The organism is Pseudomonas sp. 14P_8.1_Bac3, assembly GCF_025466085.1.
Lineage (GTDB): Bacteria > Pseudomonadota > Gammaproteobacteria > Pseudomonadales > Pseudomonadaceae > Aquipseudomonas.
In genome coordinates, this window is sequence record NZ_JANLOD010000059.1 from 11,989 (window position 1) to 30,446 (window position 18,458).

Annotated in this window: 17 protein-coding genes; 2 read left to right on the forward strand and 15 right to left on the reverse strand. The window is 61.2% G+C overall.

The window, feature by feature from the left end; all coding sequences use genetic code 11:
• Nucleotides 1-64 precede the first annotated feature (64 nt).
• Nucleotides 65-709 (forward strand): cAMP-activated global transcriptional regulator CRP, encoded by a 645-nt coding sequence (gene crp / locus NTD84_RS18560; RefSeq protein ID WP_262168300.1) that lies wholly within the window; start codon nucleotides 65-67, stop codon nucleotides 707-709.
• On the opposite strand, the gene NTD84_RS18565 is transcribed toward crp, so the two are convergent.
• The 14 genes from NTD84_RS18565 to NTD84_RS18630 form a co-directional block, all read right to left on the reverse strand.
• Nucleotides 706-1,404, reverse strand: a complete 699-nt coding sequence (locus NTD84_RS18565; RefSeq protein ID WP_262168303.1) for a biotin/lipoate A/B protein ligase family protein — start codon at nucleotides 1,402-1,404, stop codon at nucleotides 706-708. The two genes, crp and NTD84_RS18565, sit on opposite strands and share 4 nt — an antisense overlap.
• A gap of 119 nt (nucleotides 1,405-1,523) precedes the next feature.
• Nucleotides 1,524-2,360, reverse strand: a complete 837-nt coding sequence (gene trpC / locus NTD84_RS18570) for an indole-3-glycerol phosphate synthase TrpC (protein WP_262168305.1) — start codon at nucleotides 2,358-2,360, stop codon at nucleotides 1,524-1,526.
• Nucleotides 2,357-3,406 (reverse strand): anthranilate phosphoribosyltransferase, encoded by a 1,050-nt coding sequence (trpD, locus tag NTD84_RS18575; RefSeq protein ID WP_262168308.1) that lies wholly within the window; start codon nucleotides 3,404-3,406, stop codon nucleotides 2,357-2,359. Before trpD ends, trpC begins: the two co-directional genes overlap by 4 nt.
• Nucleotides 3,407-3,415: 9 nt before the next feature.
• A complete protein-coding gene (locus tag NTD84_RS18580; protein WP_157713839.1) occupies nucleotides 3,416-4,009 on the reverse strand; it encodes an aminodeoxychorismate/anthranilate synthase component II in 594 nt (197 codons plus the stop codon).
• Between the two features lie 113 nt (nucleotides 4,010-4,122).
• Complete coding sequence (gene trpE, locus NTD84_RS18585; RefSeq protein ID WP_262168311.1) at nucleotides 4,123-5,604, reverse strand: anthranilate synthase component I; 1,482 nt, start codon at nucleotides 5,602-5,604, stop codon at nucleotides 4,123-4,125.
• A gap of 72 nt (nucleotides 5,605-5,676) precedes the next feature.
• Nucleotides 5,677-6,495, reverse strand: a complete 819-nt coding sequence (locus NTD84_RS18590) for a phosphoglycolate phosphatase (RefSeq protein ID WP_262168314.1) — start codon at nucleotides 6,493-6,495, stop codon at nucleotides 5,677-5,679.
• Entirely contained in the window at nucleotides 6,492-7,166 is a 675-nt protein-coding gene (rpe, locus tag NTD84_RS18595) for a ribulose-phosphate 3-epimerase (RefSeq protein ID WP_059407370.1), read from the reverse strand. The genes NTD84_RS18590 and rpe overlap by 4 nt, the downstream gene beginning before the upstream one ends.
• An 80-nt stretch (nucleotides 7,167-7,246) precedes the next feature.
• A complete protein-coding gene (locus NTD84_RS18600; RefSeq protein ID WP_262168321.1) occupies nucleotides 7,247-8,395 on the reverse strand; it encodes an iron-containing alcohol dehydrogenase in 1,149 nt (382 codons plus the stop codon).
• 229 nt (nucleotides 8,396-8,624) lie between these two features.
• On the reverse strand, nucleotides 8,625-9,449 hold the full coding sequence (locus NTD84_RS18605; protein ID WP_262168323.1) for an ABC transporter permease: 825 nt from the start codon (nucleotides 9,447-9,449) through the stop codon (nucleotides 8,625-8,627).
• A gap of 12 nt (nucleotides 9,450-9,461) precedes the next feature.
• The gene (locus NTD84_RS18610; RefSeq protein WP_262168326.1) at nucleotides 9,462-10,709 is read right to left on the reverse strand and encodes an ABC transporter permease; all 1,248 of its coding nucleotides are present in this window, start codon (nucleotides 10,707-10,709) and stop codon (nucleotides 9,462-9,464) included.
• A gap of 172 nt (nucleotides 10,710-10,881) precedes the next feature.
• A complete protein-coding gene (locus NTD84_RS18615) occupies nucleotides 10,882-11,925 on the reverse strand; it encodes an ABC transporter substrate-binding protein (RefSeq protein WP_262168328.1) in 1,044 nt (347 codons plus the stop codon).
• A gap of 44 nt (nucleotides 11,926-11,969) precedes the next feature.
• Complete coding sequence (locus NTD84_RS18620; protein WP_262168330.1) at nucleotides 11,970-13,094, reverse strand: ABC transporter ATP-binding protein; 1,125 nt, start codon at nucleotides 13,092-13,094, stop codon at nucleotides 11,970-11,972.
• Between the two features lie 366 nt (nucleotides 13,095-13,460).
• Complete coding sequence (locus tag NTD84_RS18625; RefSeq protein WP_262168332.1) at nucleotides 13,461-14,114, reverse strand: response regulator transcription factor; 654 nt, start codon at nucleotides 14,112-14,114, stop codon at nucleotides 13,461-13,463.
• An 89-nt stretch (nucleotides 14,115-14,203) separates the two neighbouring features.
• Entirely contained in the window at nucleotides 14,204-16,600 is a 2,397-nt protein-coding gene (locus tag NTD84_RS18630; protein ID WP_262168335.1) for a PAS domain S-box protein, read from the reverse strand.
• Between the two features lie 73 nt (nucleotides 16,601-16,673).
• Between NTD84_RS18630 and NTD84_RS18635 the strand changes: the two genes are divergently transcribed.
• The gene (locus NTD84_RS18635) at nucleotides 16,674-17,666 is read left to right on the forward strand and encodes an alpha/beta hydrolase family protein (RefSeq protein ID WP_262168338.1); all 993 of its coding nucleotides are present in this window, start codon (nucleotides 16,674-16,676) and stop codon (nucleotides 17,664-17,666) included.
• A 24-nt stretch (nucleotides 17,667-17,690) separates the two neighbouring features.
• Here the strand turns inward: NTD84_RS18635 and NTD84_RS18640 are convergent, their stop codons facing one another.
• The gene (locus tag NTD84_RS18640; RefSeq protein WP_262168340.1) at nucleotides 17,691-18,458 is read right to left on the reverse strand and encodes a DnaJ domain-containing protein; all 768 of its coding nucleotides are present in this window, start codon (nucleotides 18,456-18,458) and stop codon (nucleotides 17,691-17,693) included.

An 18,458-nucleotide genomic window follows, 5' to 3' on the forward strand; every position in this document is an offset into this window, starting at 1 on the left:
TCGCAACAACCTCACCACTTATTAGAAACCACAACACACCGTGCAGTCTTTTCGGGATACAACCATGGTTGCTATTGCCCCTACACCCAAAATCAAGAACCTCGACAAGCTGCTGATGCATTGCCAGCGTCGTCGCTATGCGGCCAAAAGCAATATCATTTGCGCGGGCGACCGCTCGGAAACGCTGTTCTTCATCATCAAGGGTTCGGTCACCATCCTGATCGAGGATGACGATGGTCGCGAAATGATCATCTCCTACCTGAACGCCGGGGACTTTTTTGGAGAGCTGGGCCTGTTTGAACAGGCCGGTCTGGAGCAGGAGCGCAGCGCCTGGGTGCGCGCCAAGATCGAATGTGAAGTTGCGGAAATCAGCTACGCGAAGTTCCGCGAATTGTCCCAGCAAGATCCAGACATTCTTTACGTACTTAGCGGACAAATCGCACAACGCCTGCGCAACACCACCCGCAAGGTCGGCGACCTGGCGTTCTTCGACGTCACCGGCCGTGTGGCCCGTTGCCTGCTGGAACTGTGCAAGCAGCCGGATGCCATGACCCACCCCGATGGCATGCAGATCAAGGTGACCCGTCAGGAAATCGGGCGGATTGTCGGGTGTTCGCGGGAAATGGTCGGTCGGGTGCTCAAGGATCTGGAAGAGCGCAACCTGGTGGACGTCAAAGGCAAGACGATGGTGGTCTTCGGTACGCGCTAAGCATTGAACATGTCTGCCAGCAACTGGCGATAAAGTGCATCGAGCCGCTCCAACGCATCCGGCGCGGCGAACTTCTCATGCAAGGCAATATGGCTCTCGGCACGAACCCGCTGCTCCAGACCGCACGCTTCATTGAAGCGATTGACCGCTGCAACCATCGAGTCGCGGTCGTCATCCAGCAACATGGCACCGTGCACCAGTCCGACAGGCCGTGAGCCACCCTTGCTCTGGCGCCAGCGCTGAGCGGTGCCGACCATCTTGCGGCCGTCAAGGTTGACGTTGAAGCGGCCATCGCAAAATGCACCGTCCACTTCGCCCAAAGACGAAACGCCGCCCAATTCATCCAGCAACTGACAGATCGGATCACAGAGCCGACGATAAGCAGTCTCGATACGATTCTGGTCGCCCTCGCTGCGCGGCGGCGCATAGACCAGCGCGATGTTGAGGGTCGTTGCCGACTGCGGCACCGGTTCACCGCCGGTTTCGCGCAGCAGTACCGGCCAACCTGCCGAAGCCGATACCTTGCAGGCGGCCTCGAAACCAGGGAGGCGGTTCAAGCGTCGAGGCATGACCAGCGCTTGATCGCGGGGTTGCCAGAACAGCAGGCCAAATTCGGAATCGCCAGTGCAGATGGCGGCCAGCAAATCCTGTTCGGCTTGCAGGCCTGCCTCGATGAGCAATGAAGTGGGGGTCATAAGGTATTCCATAGGACATAAAGTCTGTGGTGTTTCTTATGCCGCTTTCGCGAGCAGGAGGCTCGCCCCCACGTTTAGTTCACATTCAAACGTGGGAGCGAGCCTGCTTGCGAAGCCTTTCAGTCAAGGGTCGAGCCGCTGACCGCAACGCCGCGCTCAGGAAAGAACAGACGCTGCAACTCGGTGCCAGGGCTTTCGGCGCGCATGAACGCTTCGCCAACCAGGAACGCATACACATCGCTGATTTCCATCAGCTCGACATCCGCCCGATTGAGAATGCCGCTTTCGGTGATCACCAAACGATCGCGCGGAATCCGCGGCAACAGATCGAGCGTGGTTTCCAGGCTGACATCGAAGGTGTGCAGGTTGCGGTTATTCACGCCCACCAGCGGTGTGTCGAGGGTTTTCAAGGCGCGCTCCAGCTCGTCGCCATCGTGGACTTCCACCAGCACATCAAGGCCGACGCTCTTGGCCACCGCCGCCAGCTCGGCCATTTTCACGTCATCCAGCGCGGAGACGATCAACAGCACGCAGTCCGCGCCCAATGCCCGCGCTTCGACGATCTGGTACGGATCGATCATGAAGTCCTTGCGGATCACCGGCAGGTTGCACGCCGCCCGCGCCTGTTGCAGGTAGGCATCGGCACCCTGGAAGTAATCGATGTCGGTCAGCACCGACAGGCAGGTCGCGCCGCCCTTCTCGTAGCTCTTGGCAATATCGGCGGGAACGAAATGCTCGCGAATAACGCCCTTGCTCGGCGAGGCCTTCTTGATTTCCGCAATGACCGCCGGCTGTTTCAACTTGGCCTGAGCAATCAGGGCCTTGGCAAAACCACGGGGTGCATCGGCCGCCTTGGCCAGACTTTCCAGCTCGGCCAGACTCACACGAGCGCTACGCTCGGCGACTTCCTGGACTTTGCGCGCCAGAATGTTTTCCAGAACCGTCGGTACACTCATCCCTCATTCTCCACTCTGAATACCGCGGTAAATGCACCCAGCTCCTCGAGTTTCTCCCGAGCGAGGCCTGTGTGCAGCGCATCGTGCGCCAGGGCAACGCCCTCTTTCAAACTGGTCGCCAGGTCGGCAGCGTATAGCGCAGCACCGGCATTGAGCACGATCATCTCGGCGGCTTTCTGACCGTTTTCGGTCTTGCGCTTTCCGAGGGCGTCGCGAATCAGCTCAAGGGAGGCCGCCGGGCTTTCCACCGACAGCCCGTGCAGGCTCTGGCTCTTCATGCCCAGATCTTCCGGCTCGACCCAATATTCACTGACCTGGTCATTCTTCAATTCTGCAACGAAAGTCGGTGCCGCCAGGCTGAACTCGTCGAGGCCATCCTTCGAATGCACCACCAGCACATGCTTACTACCCAGACGCTGCAAGACTTCGGCCAACGGCCGGCACAACGCCTGACTGAACACGCCCACCACCTGATGCTTCACGCCGGCCGGATTCGTAAGCGGGCCGAGCATGTTGAACAAGGTGCGCAGGCCCAAATCACGGCGCGGACCGGCGGCGTGCTTCATGGCGCTGTGATGCGTCTGGGCGAACATGAAACCGATACCGACGTTATCGATGCATCGTGCCACCTGCACCGGAGTCAGGTTGAGGTAGATACCCGCCGCCTCCAGCAGATCGGCGCTGCCACTTTTACCCGACACCGCACGGTTACCGTGCTTGGCCACGGTGCATCCGGCCGCCGCCACTACGAAGGAGGAAGCGGTCGAGACGTTGAAAATGTTCGCCCCGTCACCACCGGTGCCGACTACGTCGACCACGCCATCGAGGGTCTTGAGCTCGACCTTGTCCGCCAGCTCGCGCATGACCGACACGGCGCCAACGATCTCGTCGATGCTTTCGCTTTTCATGCGCATGGCCATCATGAACGCGCCGACTTGGGCGTCAGTGCATTGTCCGGTCATGATTTCGCGCATCACATCGCGCATTTCTTCGGTGCTGAGGTCGAGGTGATCGACGATACGGCTCAGGGCTGTCTTGATGTTCATAAAAAGTCCCTAGCGCGTGCCGCCGGTTTGTTTGAGGAAATTGGCAAACAGCTCGTGGCCCTGTTCGGTCAGGATCGACTCCGGGTGGAACTGCACACCTTCGATATTCAGCGTCTTGTGGCGCAAGCCCATGATCTCGTCGACCGATCCGTCTTCAAGCTGGGTCCAGGCGGTCAGCTCCAGGCAGTCGGGCAGAGTTTCGCGCTTGACGATCAAGGAGTGGTAGCGAGTAACTGTCAACGGATGATTCAGGCCTTCGAAAACGCCTTTGTCCTCGTGGAACACCGGGCTGGTCTTGCCATGCATGACCTGGCGGGCACGGACCACATCGCCGCCAAACGCCTGGCCGATGGACTGATGTCCCAGGCACACACCCAGAATCGGCAGCTTGCCGGCGAAATGCTTGATCGCTTCGATTGAAATACCGGCTTCGGTCGGCGTGCAAGGGCCAGGAGAAACCACGATCCGCTCAGGGTTGAGGGCTTCAATTTCGGCGATGGTGAGTTCATCGTTGCGCACAACTTTGACCTGGGAGCCGAGCTCACCAAGGTATTGCACAACGTTGTAAGTAAAAGAGTCGTAGTTATCGATCATCAGCAACATGGCTTGGAACCTCTTGAATTCACTGACTTTAAAGACTGCCTTCGAATGAGCGACCCGCAGCGTCCAGCGCTTTGTCAGGCAAAGCGACATGGCATACGGGCCGGGCTCACCGGTCAGCTTTCCGGGGTTTGTTCAGCCAGGGCTACTGCGCGGAACATGGCGCGACGCTTGTTCAGGGTTTCTTCCCATTCCAGCGCCGGCACCGAGTCGGCCACAATGCCACCCCCGGCTTGCACGTGCAGTTCACCGTTCTTGATCACCGCGGTGCGAATGGCAATCGCGGTGTCCATGTTGCCGTTCCAGGCGAAATAACCGACCGCGCCGCCGTAGACGCCGCGCTTGACCGGTTCCAGTTCGTCGATGATTTCCATCGCGCGAATCTTCGGTGCTCCGGACAAGGTGCCCGCCGGCAGGATCGCCCGCAATGCATCCATCGCCGTCAGCCCCGCCTTCAGTTGCCCGGTGACGTTGGAAACAATGTGCATCACGTTGGAATAACGCTCGATGACCATTTTCTCGGTGAGCTTCACCGAACCGATTTCCGAGACGCGACCGGTGTCGTTACGACCGAGGTCGATCAGCATCAGGTGTTCGGCGATTTCCTTGTCGTCGGACAGCAGGTCTTTTTCCAGCGCCAGGTCCGCTTCTTCGTTCGCGCCGCGAGGACGAGTCCCGGCGATCGGGCGCACGGTGATCAGGTTGTCTTCGACCCGCACCAGCACTTCTGGCGAACTGCCGACGACGTGGAAGTCGCCGAAGTTGAAGAAGTACATGTAAGGCGTCGGGTTGAAGCAACGCAGCGCCCGATACAGATCGATCGGTGCTGCCCTGAAGTCGATCGACATGCGCTGGGACGGCACGACCTGCATGCAATCACCGGCCAGGATGTACTCCTTGATGGTGTCGACGGCTTTTTCGTAGTCGTCCTGGGTAAAACTGGAGCGAAACACCGGATCGGCCGATTGTTGCTTGCTGAAATCCAGGCCACGGCGCGGGGTGATCGGCTGGCGGAGTTTTTCCAGCAGCTCTTCCAGGCGGGCGCGACCCTGCTCGAAGGCGTCTTCCTGCGCCGGGTCGGCCAGGACGATCGCATGCATCTTGCCGGCAAGGTTATCGAACACCACCACGGCGTCGGAGACCATCAGCAGAATGTCCGGCACGCCCAGTGGGTCCGGGTTCGGGCACTTGCCCAGACGCTTCTCCACATAACGCACGCAGTCGTAGCCGAAATAACCCACCAGTCCGCCGTTGAAACGCGGCAGCCCTGGAATGATCGGCACGTTGTAACGCGCCTTGAAGGCTTCGACGAACGCCAGCGGATCTTCCACATCGTGGCTTTCGATCTCGACGCCGTCATGGGTCACGCTGACGTGATGATCATGAACCCGCAGCACAGTGCGGCACGGCAGGCCGATGATCGAGTAGCGACCCCACTTCTCCCCGCCCTGCACGGATTCGAGCAGGTAGGAATTGGGCTCATCGGCCAGTTTCAGGTAGATCGACAGCGGCGTGTCGAAGTCGGCCAGGGTTTCGCAGGCAAGCGGGATGCGGTTATAGCCGGCAGCGGCCAAACGCAGGAATTCTTCGCGGATCATGGTGTAGCCTCGTGGCTTGAGGTGCTAACAGTCAGGTATGCAAACGCGCCGGCAAGACCGGCCAGGAACAAGTCAGGCGCGCCAACGCCAGCGGGCCAGGGCCTTGATGACTTTCATCCAGAGTTTGCGAGTGACCACCACGATGGCGTTTCCAGAAGGGGGTTGAACAGCGTCGGCCAACGTTATCCCAGCAGCCGGATCCAGGCAACCGGGAATTAGCTGGCGCAGGTCGTCGATGACCAGCGCTGGCGACTCTTCGGCAATTGGCCGGCCATGGTTGTAGCCGTAGCTGAGGGCGACGCATTTGACCCCCGCCGCTTTCGCCGCCAGCACATCGCTGCGCGAATCGCCGACAAACAGTGACTGCGACGCCGGGATGTTGGCCATTTTCATCACGAAAAACAGCGCCGCCGGATCGGGTTTCTTCTGCGGCAGGGTGTCGCCACCGATGATCCACTTGAAGTAGCGGCCGATTTTCATCTGATCCAGCAGCGGCGCGACGAAGCGCTCCGGCTTGTTGGTGATCAGGGCCATTTCCACGCCCTGTTTATTCAGCCACTTGAGCGTGTCGCGCACACCGGGGTAAACCACCGTCAGGTCGTGACCGTCCTCATAAAAGCCGTTGAACAGTTCCAGGGCGTGCTCGGCTTCGACCTCGTCGACCCCTTCGGCGTCGATGTGGTTGGCCAGGGCCCGGCGCACCAGCATGTGCACGCCGTTGCCCACCCAGTCCCGCACCGATTCGATGCCGACCGGTTTGCGCCCGAGTTTGAGCAGCATGTTATCCACCGCCGCCGCGAGGTCGGGGACCGAATCGACCAGCGTGCCATCCAGATCGAACATCACCAGACGCGGAAGACGGCCGGGGAACAGTTGCTCAAAACCGCTCATGGACGGGCCAGGGCCAATTCGGCGCGCATCTTCTCGATCACTTCCTGATAGTTCGGTGCATTGAAGATCGCCGAGCCGGCCACGAAGGTGTCGGCGCCAGCGGCGGCGATTTCACGAATGTTGTTCACGTTCACGCCGCCGTCGATTTCCAGGCGGATGTCGCGGCCCGACGCATCGATCAACGCGCGCGCTTCACGCAGCTTGTCGAGGGTGCCGGGGATGAACTTCTGCCCGCCGAAGCCTGGGTTGACGCTCATCAGCAGGATCATGTCGACCTTGTCCATCACGTACTTGAGCACGTCCAGCGGGGTCGCCGGGTTGAACACCAGGCCCGACTTGCAGCCGCCCTCGCGGATCAATTGCAGGGAACGGTCGACGTGTTGCGTCGCTTCCGGGTGGAAGGTGATGTAGGTCGCGCCGGCTTCGATGAAGTCACCGACGATGCGGTCCACCGGGCTGACCATCAAATGTGCGTCGATCGGCGCGGTGACGCCGTACTTGCGCAGCGCGGCGCAGACCATCGGGCCGATGGTCAGGTTCGGCACGTAGTGGTTGTCCATGACATCGAAGTGCACGAAGTCGGCGCCAGCGGCCAGAACGTTGTCCACTTCCTCGCCCAGGCGGGCGAAGTCGGCGGAGAGAATCGACGGAGCAATTACGAAGGGCTGCATGACGCACCTTTTCTGAGCAGAATCACGATGGCGCGCATTGTATACCTCATGCTTTGACGCGCGCGACGTGGCCGCGATGATCAGTAGGCCGCGCGGTAGATCTTCTCGATATCGATCGCGCTCAATTTGCGCGGATTGTTGCGCATCAGACGCTCGATGCCGGCGGCTTCCACGGCCATGGCGGGGATGGCGTCCTCGGGGACGCCGAAACTGCGCAGGCCTGACGGGATTTCCACCGCCGCGCACAGTTCAGTCATCGCCTCGACGGCTTTATCGGCTGCTTCGTTGGCGCTCAGATGAGCGGTTTTCACCCCCATGGCTTCGGCAATATCCTGCATGCGCTCGACACAGGCCATTTTGTTCCAGGTCATCACATATGGCAGCAGCAAGGCGTTACTGACGCCATGGGCAATGTTGAAGCGACCGCCCAGCGGATACGCCAACGCATGCACCGCGCCGACGCCGGCGTTACCGAACGCCATGCCGGCCATCAGGCTGGCGGTGGCCATGTCTTCGCGGGCCTGCAGATTGGACGGGTTGGCATAGGCCTTGGGCAGGGCCTTGGCAATCAGCTTGATCGCGCCGATGGCCAGGGCGTCGGTAATCGCCGAGGCGTTGACCGACAGATAGGACTCGATGGCGTGCACCAGCGCGTCGACGCCACTGGCCGCGGTGACGCTGCGCGGACAGGTCAGGGTCATTTGCGGACTGACCAGCGCCACGTCCGGCAATAGATAGTCGCTGACGATGCCCTTCTTAAGCTGCGCCACCTTGTCGGAGAGGATGGCGACGTTGGTCACTTCCGAGCCGGTGCCGGCGGTGGTCGGGATGGCGATCAGCGGTGGCCCCTTGCGCGGTACCTGGTCGACACCGAAGAGGTCTTCCAGCTCGCCGTGATAGCCGGCATACGCGGCAACGCTTTTGGCGATGTCGATTGCACTGCCGCCGCCCAGCCCGATCAGCCCGTCGTGCCCGCCTTCGCGGTAAACGCGCATGCAGTCTTCGACGATGGCGATTTCCGGGTCCGGCAGCACGCGGTCAAAAATCTCGTAAGTGCGACCACCGAGCTGCGCCAGTGCCAGCTCGACCGTACCGGACTTGACCAGCGCGGCGTCGGTGACAATCAACGGGTTATCGATGTCCAGGCGTGTGAGCTCGGCGGCCAGTTGCTCTATGGCCCCTGCGCCGGTGATCAGTTTGTGAGCGATTTTGAAAGAGGAAAGACTCATCGTGCGCAGCCTCTTATAGGTAGGGGAGCTGGGCACAATAGTAGCTGGGGATTGAGGGTTGTCTGCTATTCAGGTCGTGAATGACCGGAGATCCCGAAAACGCCCGAAACACTGTAGGAGCGAGCATGCTCGCGATGGGCTTGTAAACGCCGCTGGGTGTCAGGCTTCCAGCGTTATCGTTGACGACCATCGCGAGCAGGCTCGCTCCTACAGGTGATCGTGCGTGGCTTCAGACCTGGGCGGTACGCAGTTTTTCGCTGCGCCCGCGCAGCCATTCGAGGGTCAGCAGCAGGATCACCGAGAAGGCGATCAGCAGCGTCGCCGCGGCGGCAATGGTCGGGCTGAGGTTTTCGCGAATGCCGCTGAACATCTGCCGGGGCAAGGTTGCCTGCTCCGGACCGGCGAGAAACAGCGTCACTACCACTTCATCGAACGAGGTGGCAAAGGCGAACAGCGCCCCCGAAATCACGCCCGGCGCGATCAGCGGCAAGGTGACCCGACGGAACGCCGTCAGCGGCGAAGCCCCAAGGCTGGCGGCTGCGCGCACCAGATTGTGGTTGAACCCCTGCAGCGTCGCCGACACGGTAATGATCACGAACGGCACACCCAACACGGCGTGCACCACGATCAACGAGAAGAAGCTGTTGCCCAGGCCCAGCGGCGCGAAGAACAGGTAACTCGCCACCCCGATGATCACCACCGGCACCACCATCGGCGAAATGACCAATGCCATCACCAGTGATTTTCCGGGGAAGTCACCGCGCGTCAGGCCAATCGCCGCCAGCGTGCCGAAGATCATTGCCAGCACCGTCGCCGCCGGGGCGACGATGATGCTGTTCTTCAAGGCGCGCATCCATTCCGCCGAGGCGAAGAAGTCCTGGTACCAATGCAGCGAGAAGCCTTGCAGCGGATACACCAGGAAGCTGCCGGAGTTGAACGACAACGGAATGATCACCAGCACCGGCAGAATCAGGAACAGCAGAATCAGGCCGCAGAGAATCCGCAAACTGTAGAACCACACCCGCTCGACGGGCGACATATAAGGACTCAGCATTTCGATTCTCCCTTAGCTCAGGCGCAGGCGACTGGCGCCCACCAGCCAGCTGTAAATCAGATAAAGCACCACGGTCGCCAACAGCAGCAGCCCGCCGAGTGCGGTCGCCATGCCCCAGTTGATGCTGGTGTTGGTGTAGAAGGCGACGAAGTAACTGACCATCTGATCGTTCGGGCTGCCCAGCAGCGCCGGGGTGATGTAGTAGCCGATGGCGAGGATGAACACGAGCAGGCAACCGGCGCCGACACCGGCGTAGGTCTGCGGGAAATACACCCGCCAGAAACTGGCGAACGGGTGGCAGCCAAGGGAAATCGCGGCACGCATGTATGTCGGCGAGATGCCTTTCATCACGCTGTAGATCGGCAGGATCATGAACGGCAGCAGGATGTGCACCATCGAGATGTAGACCCCGGTGCGGTTGAACACCAGTTCCAGCGGTTTATCGATGATGCCCATGGCCATCAGGCCGCTGTTGATCAAGCCGCCCGATTGCAGCAACACGATCCAGGCGGCCACCCGGACCAGGATCGAGGTCCAGAACGGCAGCAGCACCAGGATCATCAGCAGGTTACTTTGGCGCGATGGCAGGTTCGCCAGCAGGTAGGCCAGCGGATAGGCCAACACCAGGCAGATGGCGGTGATGATCAGGCCCATCCAGAAGGTGCGGGCGAAAATATCGAGGTAGATCGCCTGGTCGGGCGTGGCCGGAGCCAGTTCGCCGAGGTCGTCGATGCGATGATCGACCGCCGCCAGCAAGTAATAAGGCGTGATGCTGCTGGCGTTGCGGCGCACGGCTTGCCAATAGGCCGGATCACCCCAGCGTTCGTCGAGGCCTTCCAGCGCTTCTTTATAAGAGGCCGGTTCGGTGGCGAAGGGCAAGGCGCGGGCGGTTTTGGTCAGCAGGCTGCGGTAGCCGGCCAGTTCCATGTTCAAGCGCTTGGACAGGTCGCCCAGGGTCTGATTCTTGCGGGCCTCGGCGAGGTCTTCGCTGGCCGCTTTGTACACCGGTTCAGCGGGCAGACCGCGGCCGTCCCAACTGGCGATGGCCGACACGGTGCGGGGCATGCCGCCGACCACCTCCGGGTTGCCGACGCTTTTGTAGAGCAGCGCCACGATCGGCACCAGGAACACCAGCAACAGAAACAGCACCAGCGGCGCGATCAAGGCCTGGGCCTTCCAGCGATTGATCCGCTCAGCGTGCTTGAGCCGCTGCTTCAAGGTGGGGTCAGTGCCCGCGTTCAGGGGAACGGCGATAGCCATGGCGTACTCCGGAAATCTTTGATCGTTGCAGAGAGGGGAATGCCCAAATGTAGGGGCGGGCTTGCTCGCGAAAGCGGTATGTCAGTCAACATCAATGCTGGATGAATAGACGCCTTCGCGAGCAAGCCCGCTCCCACAGGGGGAGCAAGCCCACCCACTTACGAGGTCGTGGTTACTTCGCAGCCCAGGAATTGAAGCGCTGTTCCAGTTGCTCGCCGTTATCAGCCCAGAAGCTGACGTCGATCTGCACCTGGTTGGCGATGTTTTCCGGGGTGGTCGGCATGTCTTTCAGGACATCCTTGGCCAGCAAAGGCACAGCCTTCACGTTGGCCGGACCGTAGGCGATGTTTTCCGAATAGGTCTTCTGCTGCTGCGGCTGTACCGAGAACGCGATGAATTTCTTCGCCGCGTCAGCACGCGCCTTGTCCAGGCCTTTTGGAATTGCCCACGCGTCGAAGTCGTAGATACCGCCGTTCCACACGACCTTCAGGTTGCTTTCTTTCTGCACCGCAGCGATCCGGCCGTTGTAGGCCGAGCTCATGACCACGTCTCCGGAAGCGAGATATTGCGGCGGTTGTGCGCCGGCTTCCCACCACTGAATGCTTGGCTTGAGTTCATCGAGCTTCTTGAATGCGCGGTCCTGACCGTCTTTACCGGCCAGCACTTTATAGACGTCTTTCGGCGCAACGCCGTCGGCCATCAGTGCGAACTCCAGGGTGTACTTGGCGCCTTTACGCAGGCCACGCTTGCCCGGGAATTTCTTGGTGTCCCAGAAATCCGCCCAGCTGGTCGGCGCGGTTTTCAGTTTGTCGGCGTTGTAGGCCAGCACGGTCGACCACACGAAGAAGCCTACGCCGCAAGGCTGAATGGCGCCTTTGACGTAGTCTTCGCCTTTGCCGAACAGCGCCGGGTCAAGTTGCTCGAACATGTCTTCGTCGCAACCACGGGACAGTTCCGGCGATTCAACTTCCACCAGGTCCCACGACACGCTTTTGGTGTCGACCATGGCCTTGACCTTGGCCATCTCACCGTTGTATTCGCCCGCTACGATCTTGCCATTACCCGCCGTTTCCCACGGCGCGTAGAAGGCTTTGACCTGCGCGGCCTTGTTCGCCCCGCCAAAGGACACCACGGTCAGGTCCGGGCCCGCCGCCATCGCGTGTGCCGCACCGATCATGCCCATGACCAGGGCTGTGAATTTCAGGGATCTCAACATTTATTGTTCTCTCCACGTGCAGGGTTGGTTGAAGCAGGGGGCGATTAATGCGCCTCTAGAAGTGGGTCGAGCGCGCGAACGTGTTCGACCTGCCAGCCAAGCGGTACCACGTCGCCGACGGCGAGCGCAGGATCGAGCTCGGCAATCGGTTGCTTCACGAAGAAGTCGGTCTTGCCACAGACTTCCAGGCGAACCCGGACGTGGTCGCCCAGATAGATGAATTCCGCCACCCTCCCTGAGAAGCGGTTGACGCAGGACTCGCTCGAACCGTTGAGGCTCACGCGTTCCGGACGAATCGACAGCGTGACGGGTTCGCCGGTCTTGCCGACGTTGACCGCCAGGGCTTCAACCTTTTCGCCACGACTCAGCTCGACCACGCAGCGGTCGCCGGTGTGGCTGTGCAAACGGCCATTGAGACGATTGTTCTCGCCGATGAAGTTGGCGACGAAGGTGTTTTTCGGTTCTTCGTAGAGGCTGCGCGGTGGGGCGATCTGCTGGATTTCGCCCTGATGAAACACCGCCACGCGGTCGGACATGGTCAGGGCTTCGCCCTGGTCGTGGGTCACGTAGACCACGGTCACGCCAAGGCGCTGGTGCAGGTGTTTGATTTCCATCTGCATGTGTTCGCGCAGTTGCTTGTCGAGTGCGCCCAGCGGTTCGTCCATCAGCACCAGTTGCGGTTCGAACACCAACGCGCGGGCCAACGCCACACGCTGCTGCTGGCCCCCGGACAGTTGCGCCGGGTAGCGTTGGGCGAAGGTATCGAGCTGGACCATGCTCAGGACTTTTTTGACCCTGTCGCTGACATCGCTTTTGTTCAGACCGCGTACGGTCAACGGGAACGCCAGGTTTTCGGCCACCGTCATGTGCGGGAACAGCGCGTAGTTCTGGAACACCATGCCGATGTCGCGCTTGTGCGGCGGCACGTTATTGATCGAGCGTCCGGCCAGGAGAATTTCACCCGCGGTCGGGGTTTCGAAACCGGCGAGCATCATCAGGCTGGTGGTCTTGCCCGAGCCGGATGGCCCGAGCAAGGTCAGGAACTCGCCTTTGCGAATGTCCAGGTTGAGGTCTTTGACGATCAGGTTCTCGCCGTCGTAGCTTTTCTGCACTCCACGAAAGCTGACCAGAATGTCACTGGCCCCTGCGCTTGAATCGACCTGGCTCATACCCACACCTTTGTTGTTGATGACTGCTGTGGACTAAGCCTAGTGGACGCTGGGGAGCACGCAAATCGGGGCGCAGGAGAGAATCGCCTCAGACGGATGGAAGGTTGCGGGTAGGGATTGCCCTACAAGGGTGGCGGGGATGGGTATGTCTGCAGGGGATAGCGGCGCGCAGTGCTGCTACGCGCCGCTGGAAGTGGCAAAAACCGTGGCGGGGGCATGTCGCGCATTGATATGCAATCGAAACCCTGTGGGAGCGAGCCTCTCGCGATAACGGCTGCACATTCGACATTCCTGCGACTGACCCACCGCAATCGCGAGCAGGCTCGCTCCCACAGTGAATTGCAGTGAACCAGCCCTTTCGATGCGTCAGAGGAGCTTGTGCTCCATCGCGTACTTCACCAGTTCGGCCAGGGACGTGATGTTGAGCTTCTGCATCAGCCGCGCCTTGTGGGTGCTGATGGTTTTGTTGCTAAGCGCCAACTGCTGGGCGATGTCGTTGACGTTGGCGCCCTGAGCCAGGCGCTCGAACACCGAAAACTCGCGTTCCGAAAGCAGCGAATGCAGCGGTCGAGCATCGGTCAGCCCGACTTCGAAGACCATGCGGTCAGCCAGCTCCGGGTCGATGTAGCGCCCGCCCGCTGCGACTTTGCGGATGGCCGTCAGCAGCAGCGCCGGGTCACTGTCCTTGGTCGCGTACCCCGCTGCACCGACCTTCAACGCGCGGGCGGCCATTTGCGCTTCGTCGTGCATCGACAACACCAGGATGGCCGGCGGATTGTTCAACGCGCGGATCCGCGGAATCGCTTCGAGGCCGTTGACCCCGGGCATGGAGATATCCAGCAACACCACTTCGCAGGGGACGTGGCGCAACGTCTCGAGCAACTGCTCGCCATTGCTCGCCTCTCCCACCACCAGCAGGTCCTTGGCCAGGCCGATCAATTGCTTGATGCCTTCACGAACGATGGTGTGGTCTTCGGCTACCAGTACACGGATCACAGACTTCTCCAGATTCAAGATCATTCGCGGGCAAGCCCGCTCCCGCAGCTGATACGAGCGCCCCGTGGGAGCGGGCTTGCCCGCGAAGGCGTCAGTTCAAGCAACAACATTCATCAGCCCCCCTCCAACGGCACCCGCACACTCAACGTCGTGCCCTCCCCCGGCTCGCTGTCCAGTGCCAATTGCCCGCCCATGATCAACACCCGCTCACGCATCCCTACAATCCCAAAAGACGTCGGCCGGCCGGCATTGGCGACGAATCCTACGCCATCATCGCTGACCGTCAGACACAACTCGTCGCCTTCAAGGGCCAATGTCAGTTCGACAGTATGCGCCTGGGCATGCCGCATGACATTGGTCAGCGCCTCCTGAAGAATGCGGAACAGGCCGATCGCCTTGGCATCACTGAGCACCGGCAGGTTGTCCGGCACCTGCACCAGACACGGAATCTGCGTGCGCGCCTCGAAACGCCGGGCCTGCCATTCAATGGCTGAGGCGATCCCGGCATCGAGAATCGGTGGCCGCAGCGCCGTGGCCACATCACGCACCAACTGAAACAGCTGAGCAATCAAACGCTTCATGCTGTTCAAGCGTTCGTTCAGACCGGGGTCGAGCTGGGCGTAGGCCAGTTCGCACATGGACGTTTCGAGCTTCAACACGGTCAACATCTGACCCAACTCGTCGTGAACTTCCCGGGCGATACGGGCCTTTTCCTCTTCCCGAACGCTCTCCAAGTGCGCTGACAACTCACGCAATTGCTCGCGGGAGCTGGCCAGTTCCAGTTCGATGCGCTTGCTTTCACTGATGTCCCAGACAATGCCGTCCCACACATAGGCGCCGTCCTCGAGTCGGCGGGTGATGGCCTTGATCTCGGCCCAGCGCTGCTCGCCCTGACGGGTGAGAATCCGTCCCTGCCAGGACCAGTCGCTGTCGGTGTCCAGCGCATGATCCTGGGTCAGGTGGTAGCTGGCCTTGTCCTCCGGATGCACCAGGCTGCGCAGGCCTTTGTCGCGATGGGCAAGCGTCGAAGGCGAATAACCCACCAGGCTCTCGCTGCCCTCACTGATGTAGGCAAAGTCGATCTGTCCCGTCACCGGCGCCCGCTCCAGGCGAAAGACCAATCCCGGCACGTTGGCGGCAATCCCCTGCAGGCGCGCCTCGCTTTCCTGCAAGGCCGCCGATGCGCGACGGCGCTCGGTGACGTCGTTGAGGTAGACCACCAGGTATTCGCCGTCACGGAAACGCAGAAAGCTCAGCGACACATCCGCCGGCAAAACACTGCCATCGGCCCGCAGGCAATTGGCTTCAAAGCTGAGCGGCCCTTCTTCACTGGCTCGGGCACGCTTCCACAGGGTCAGCCAACGGTCCATGTGCAGGCCGGGTTCGAAATCGATCAGCGGCCGGTCGATGATGCCGCCGGCGGGATAGCCGAGCATGGTCTCGGCGGCGCGGTTGGCGTAGCGCACGTGGCTGTCCCAGTTGACCCAGAGAATGCCGACGGTGCTCTGGTCGATGGAAAACTGGGTGAGACGCAGCGCTTCTTCACTGGCGGCGCGCAGGGCAATGTCTTCCCGCGCTGCCAACAGACGATGTTCCAGATTGTGTTGCTGCCGACGTTGCCAGAACACGATCGCCATGCTGCTCGCCATCAGTATCGCCAACAGCAGGCTGAGGTTCTGCCAGAAACCTGGGGATTCCGTCAGTCGCGGGTACTTGGGTTGCAGCCATTGATTGTGCAGTTGCTCCAGATCCTTGGCCGGGATCGCTCGCAACGCGCTTTCGACAATGCCGGCGAGTTCCGGCCAGTCCCGACGTGTGGCCACCCGCAACAGTTGCGGCAGACCAATGTCGCCGACCACCACCAGTCCAGCGAACTCCGGCTCGACAGGCAGGCGGCCTAGCTGCGCTTCGTCGACCACCGCGTAACTGGCCTGCTGACTCAACAGCAGTTGCAACGCCTGGCGCTCGACCGGCACGCCCTGAAGGTTCAAATGCGGGTAATTGCTGCGCAGGTAATCGGCAGTGGCGCTGGGCATGCGCACGGCAACGCGGGTCTGGCTATCGAGCTTTTCCAGTTCCACGACGCTGGCGGTTTTCTGGTCACTGACCACCAGTTGCGGCACCCGCATGTACGGATCGGAAAACTGCCACAGGCGAAGGCCGCCGGGGGTTTGCGTCAGGCCCGGCGCGAGGTCGATTTCACCTTCGCGGGCGGCGGCCTCCAGTTGCGCGAGGTCGGGAAAGTTGCGCCAGCTCAGCTCGACCTTGAGCGCCTTGGCCAGCCACTTCATCAGCTCGACATTGACCCCGGACAACCGCTGCAAGCGGCGATCGTATTGCGCGTAGGGCACTTGCAACACCAGCCCCACGCGCAGTTCATTGTGCTGCGCCAGCCACTGTTGCTGGCTTGCGGACAATTGCGCCACATGTGCCGGTGGCGCAGACGCCGCCCAGCCCATCAAGGGAAACCACAAACAGCCGATAACCCACAGGCAGCGAAAACGCTTCATCGAAGTCTCACACACTGACAAATACTGACCAACCCATTAGGCTGCCGGAATAACTTCTGGCCTGGAATATCCGATGCCCCCTGTCAACCGCCTGGCACTGCCAGCATTGTGCCTGCCGCTGATCCTGTCTTGCGCCTTTTCCGTCGAGGCCGCTGAACCGGCATCCGCTGCTGCGGAAAAATCCGTAAGCGAAAAACCGGCCGAACGTCAGCCGCTGCTTGAGCGTAGTCAGGAAGAAGCGACAGCACTTGAGCGAAAAATCCCCGCTCAGGAACAGCAACAACTGCAAGCGGGCAGCGATACATTCCTGGCCTTGTGGAAACCGGCCAACACAGCCGAGCCCAAAGGTGCGGTGATTATCATCCCGGGCGCCGGTGAAACCGTTGACTGGCCGCAAGCAATTGGTCCGTTGCGACGCAAACTGCCGGACGCCAAGTGGAGCAGCCTGAGTATCACCTTGCCCGACCTGCAAAGCGATGTCATCGCCCCCCGCGTCACCGAAGTGCCGCCGACGCTCAAATCCCCCGAGGTCGGCAGCAAGGATTCGACCACTGCCGCGCCCATCGAACAGGCAGCGGGTGGCGAAGCCGATGTCGCCGACAAGGCGGTCGTGGAAACCGGCGACGAACAGGCCAAAGCCGATGCCGAGCGAATTTTCGCACGCATCGATGCCGCCATTGCCTACGCCGAACAGCAAAGCGCACGCAGCATTGTGCTACTCGGTCATGGCACCGGCGCCTACTGGGCCGCGCGCTACCTGAGCGAGAAGCAGCCCTCGCAAGTGGAGAAGTTCGCAATGGTGGCGGCCCAGACGCCTGTCGCCGTGAAACCTGAACTGGTCGAACTGACGCCGACCCTCAAATTGCCGACGGCCGACATCTTCTATATGGACAAGCCGCTGGACCGCAACGCGGCGCTGGAACGCTTGCAGGCCAGCAAGCGCTTGAAGGCGTCGGCATTCAGTCAGGTGTCGCTCAAGGCAGTGCCGGGTGATACCAAGGCTGAGCAGGAGCAGTTGGTGCGCCGGGTGCGGGGCTGGTTGAATCCTCAAGCCGTGGCGGACTGATAGACCGCCACGACTTTTTCCCTGCTAACGAAAATCCCGTCGCTGACGAATAAGCGTGTACGCGCTTTGCAATTCGCGGGTCTTGTCCGTCGCCTCACGAACCTGCAAAGCCGTGGCGCCGCTGCCGGCAATCTTGTCCGGGTGATGGCGACTGAGCAGGCGCCGATAGGCGCGTTTGATCTGCGCCGGCTCGGTGGTGGCGGTCACCCCCAACAGCATCAACGCTTCCTGATAATGGACCGCCGCGCTGACCATCGATCGCTTCGGTGGTTCGTAGTCTGCCGCCAACGCCTGCACCTGATACGACGTCCAGCCGAGCCATCTGCCCCATTGGGCAATCAGCGTGCGCTCGGCCTTGCTGGCACGACCATCGGCCCAGATCATTCGCCAGCAGGCGCGCAACACGCCTTCCGCCGCATGCGGTTGAACACTGAGGCGCCGCAGATAACCCTGTAGTTGGTCACGGCCCTCCTTGCCGCGGTTGAATGCCGCGATCGCGCGCAGTCTCGCCGGCTCGTCCATGCCCAGCGCCTGCATTTCCTGGCGCGCCTGGTTGATGTGGCCATCAGCCACTCTGCCGTTGCTCTTGGCCAATCGGCCCAGCAACACGAATAACAGCTCATCATTGCGCAGCACCGCGCGACCGCCGAGCGCTTCTCGCAAATGCCCCCACGTCTGCAGCCGCAAGCGCCGATCCAGCGCCTGCCCTAGCAAGGCGCCGAGCATGGCCCCCGGAATGCTGGCGATGGCAAAGCCCGCCCCGGCTCCAATCAGAGTCCCTGGCCACAGCAT

What these genes read in the sequence shown, in the direction of transcription:
- crp (WP_262168300.1), top strand. Translation starts at nt 65, where the DNA reads ATGGTTGCTATTGCCCCTACACCCAAAATCAAGAACCTCGACAAGCTG.
- NTD84_RS18565 (WP_262168303.1), bottom strand. Translation starts at nt 1,404, where the DNA reads ATGACCCCCACTTCATTGCTCATCGAGGCAGGCCTGCAAGCCGAACAG.
- trpC (WP_262168305.1), bottom strand. Translation starts at nt 2,360, where the DNA reads ATGAGTGTACCGACGGTTCTGGAAAACATTCTGGCGCGCAAAGTCCAG.
- trpD (WP_262168308.1), bottom strand. Translation starts at nt 3,406, where the DNA reads ATGAACATCAAGACAGCCCTGAGCCGTATCGTCGATCACCTCGACCTC.
- NTD84_RS18580 (WP_157713839.1), bottom strand. Translation starts at nt 4,009, where the DNA reads ATGTTGCTGATGATCGATAACTACGACTCTTTTACTTACAACGTTGTG.
- trpE (WP_262168311.1), bottom strand. Translation starts at nt 5,604, where the DNA reads ATGATCCGCGAAGAATTCCTGCGTTTGGCCGCTGCCGGCTATAACCGC.
- NTD84_RS18590 (WP_262168314.1), bottom strand. Translation starts at nt 6,495, where the DNA reads ATGAGCGGTTTTGAGCAACTGTTCCCCGGCCGTCTTCCGCGTCTGGTG.
- rpe (WP_059407370.1), bottom strand. Translation starts at nt 7,166, where the DNA reads ATGCAGCCCTTCGTAATTGCTCCGTCGATTCTCTCCGCCGACTTCGCC.
- NTD84_RS18600 (WP_262168321.1), bottom strand. Translation starts at nt 8,395, where the DNA reads ATGAGTCTTTCCTCTTTCAAAATCGCTCACAAACTGATCACCGGCGCA.
- NTD84_RS18605 (WP_262168323.1), bottom strand. Translation starts at nt 9,449, where the DNA reads ATGCTGAGTCCTTATATGTCGCCCGTCGAGCGGGTGTGGTTCTACAGT.
- NTD84_RS18610 (WP_262168326.1), bottom strand. Translation starts at nt 10,709, where the DNA reads ATGGCTATCGCCGTTCCCCTGAACGCGGGCACTGACCCCACCTTGAAG.
- NTD84_RS18615 (WP_262168328.1), bottom strand. Translation starts at nt 11,925, where the DNA reads ATGTTGAGATCCCTGAAATTCACAGCCCTGGTCATGGGCATGATCGGT.
- NTD84_RS18620 (WP_262168330.1), bottom strand. Translation starts at nt 13,094, where the DNA reads ATGAGCCAGGTCGATTCAAGCGCAGGGGCCAGTGACATTCTGGTCAGC.
- NTD84_RS18625 (WP_262168332.1), bottom strand. Translation starts at nt 14,114, where the DNA reads ATGATCTTGAATCTGGAGAAGTCTGTGATCCGTGTACTGGTAGCCGAA.
- NTD84_RS18630 (WP_262168335.1), bottom strand. Translation starts at nt 16,600, where the DNA reads ATGAAGCGTTTTCGCTGCCTGTGGGTTATCGGCTGTTTGTGGTTTCCC.
- NTD84_RS18635 (WP_262168338.1), top strand. Translation starts at nt 16,674, where the DNA reads ATGCCCCCTGTCAACCGCCTGGCACTGCCAGCATTGTGCCTGCCGCTG.
- NTD84_RS18640 (WP_262168340.1), bottom strand. Translation starts at nt 18,458, where the DNA reads ATGCTGTGGCCAGGGACTCTGATTGGAGCCGGGGCGGGCTTTGCCATC.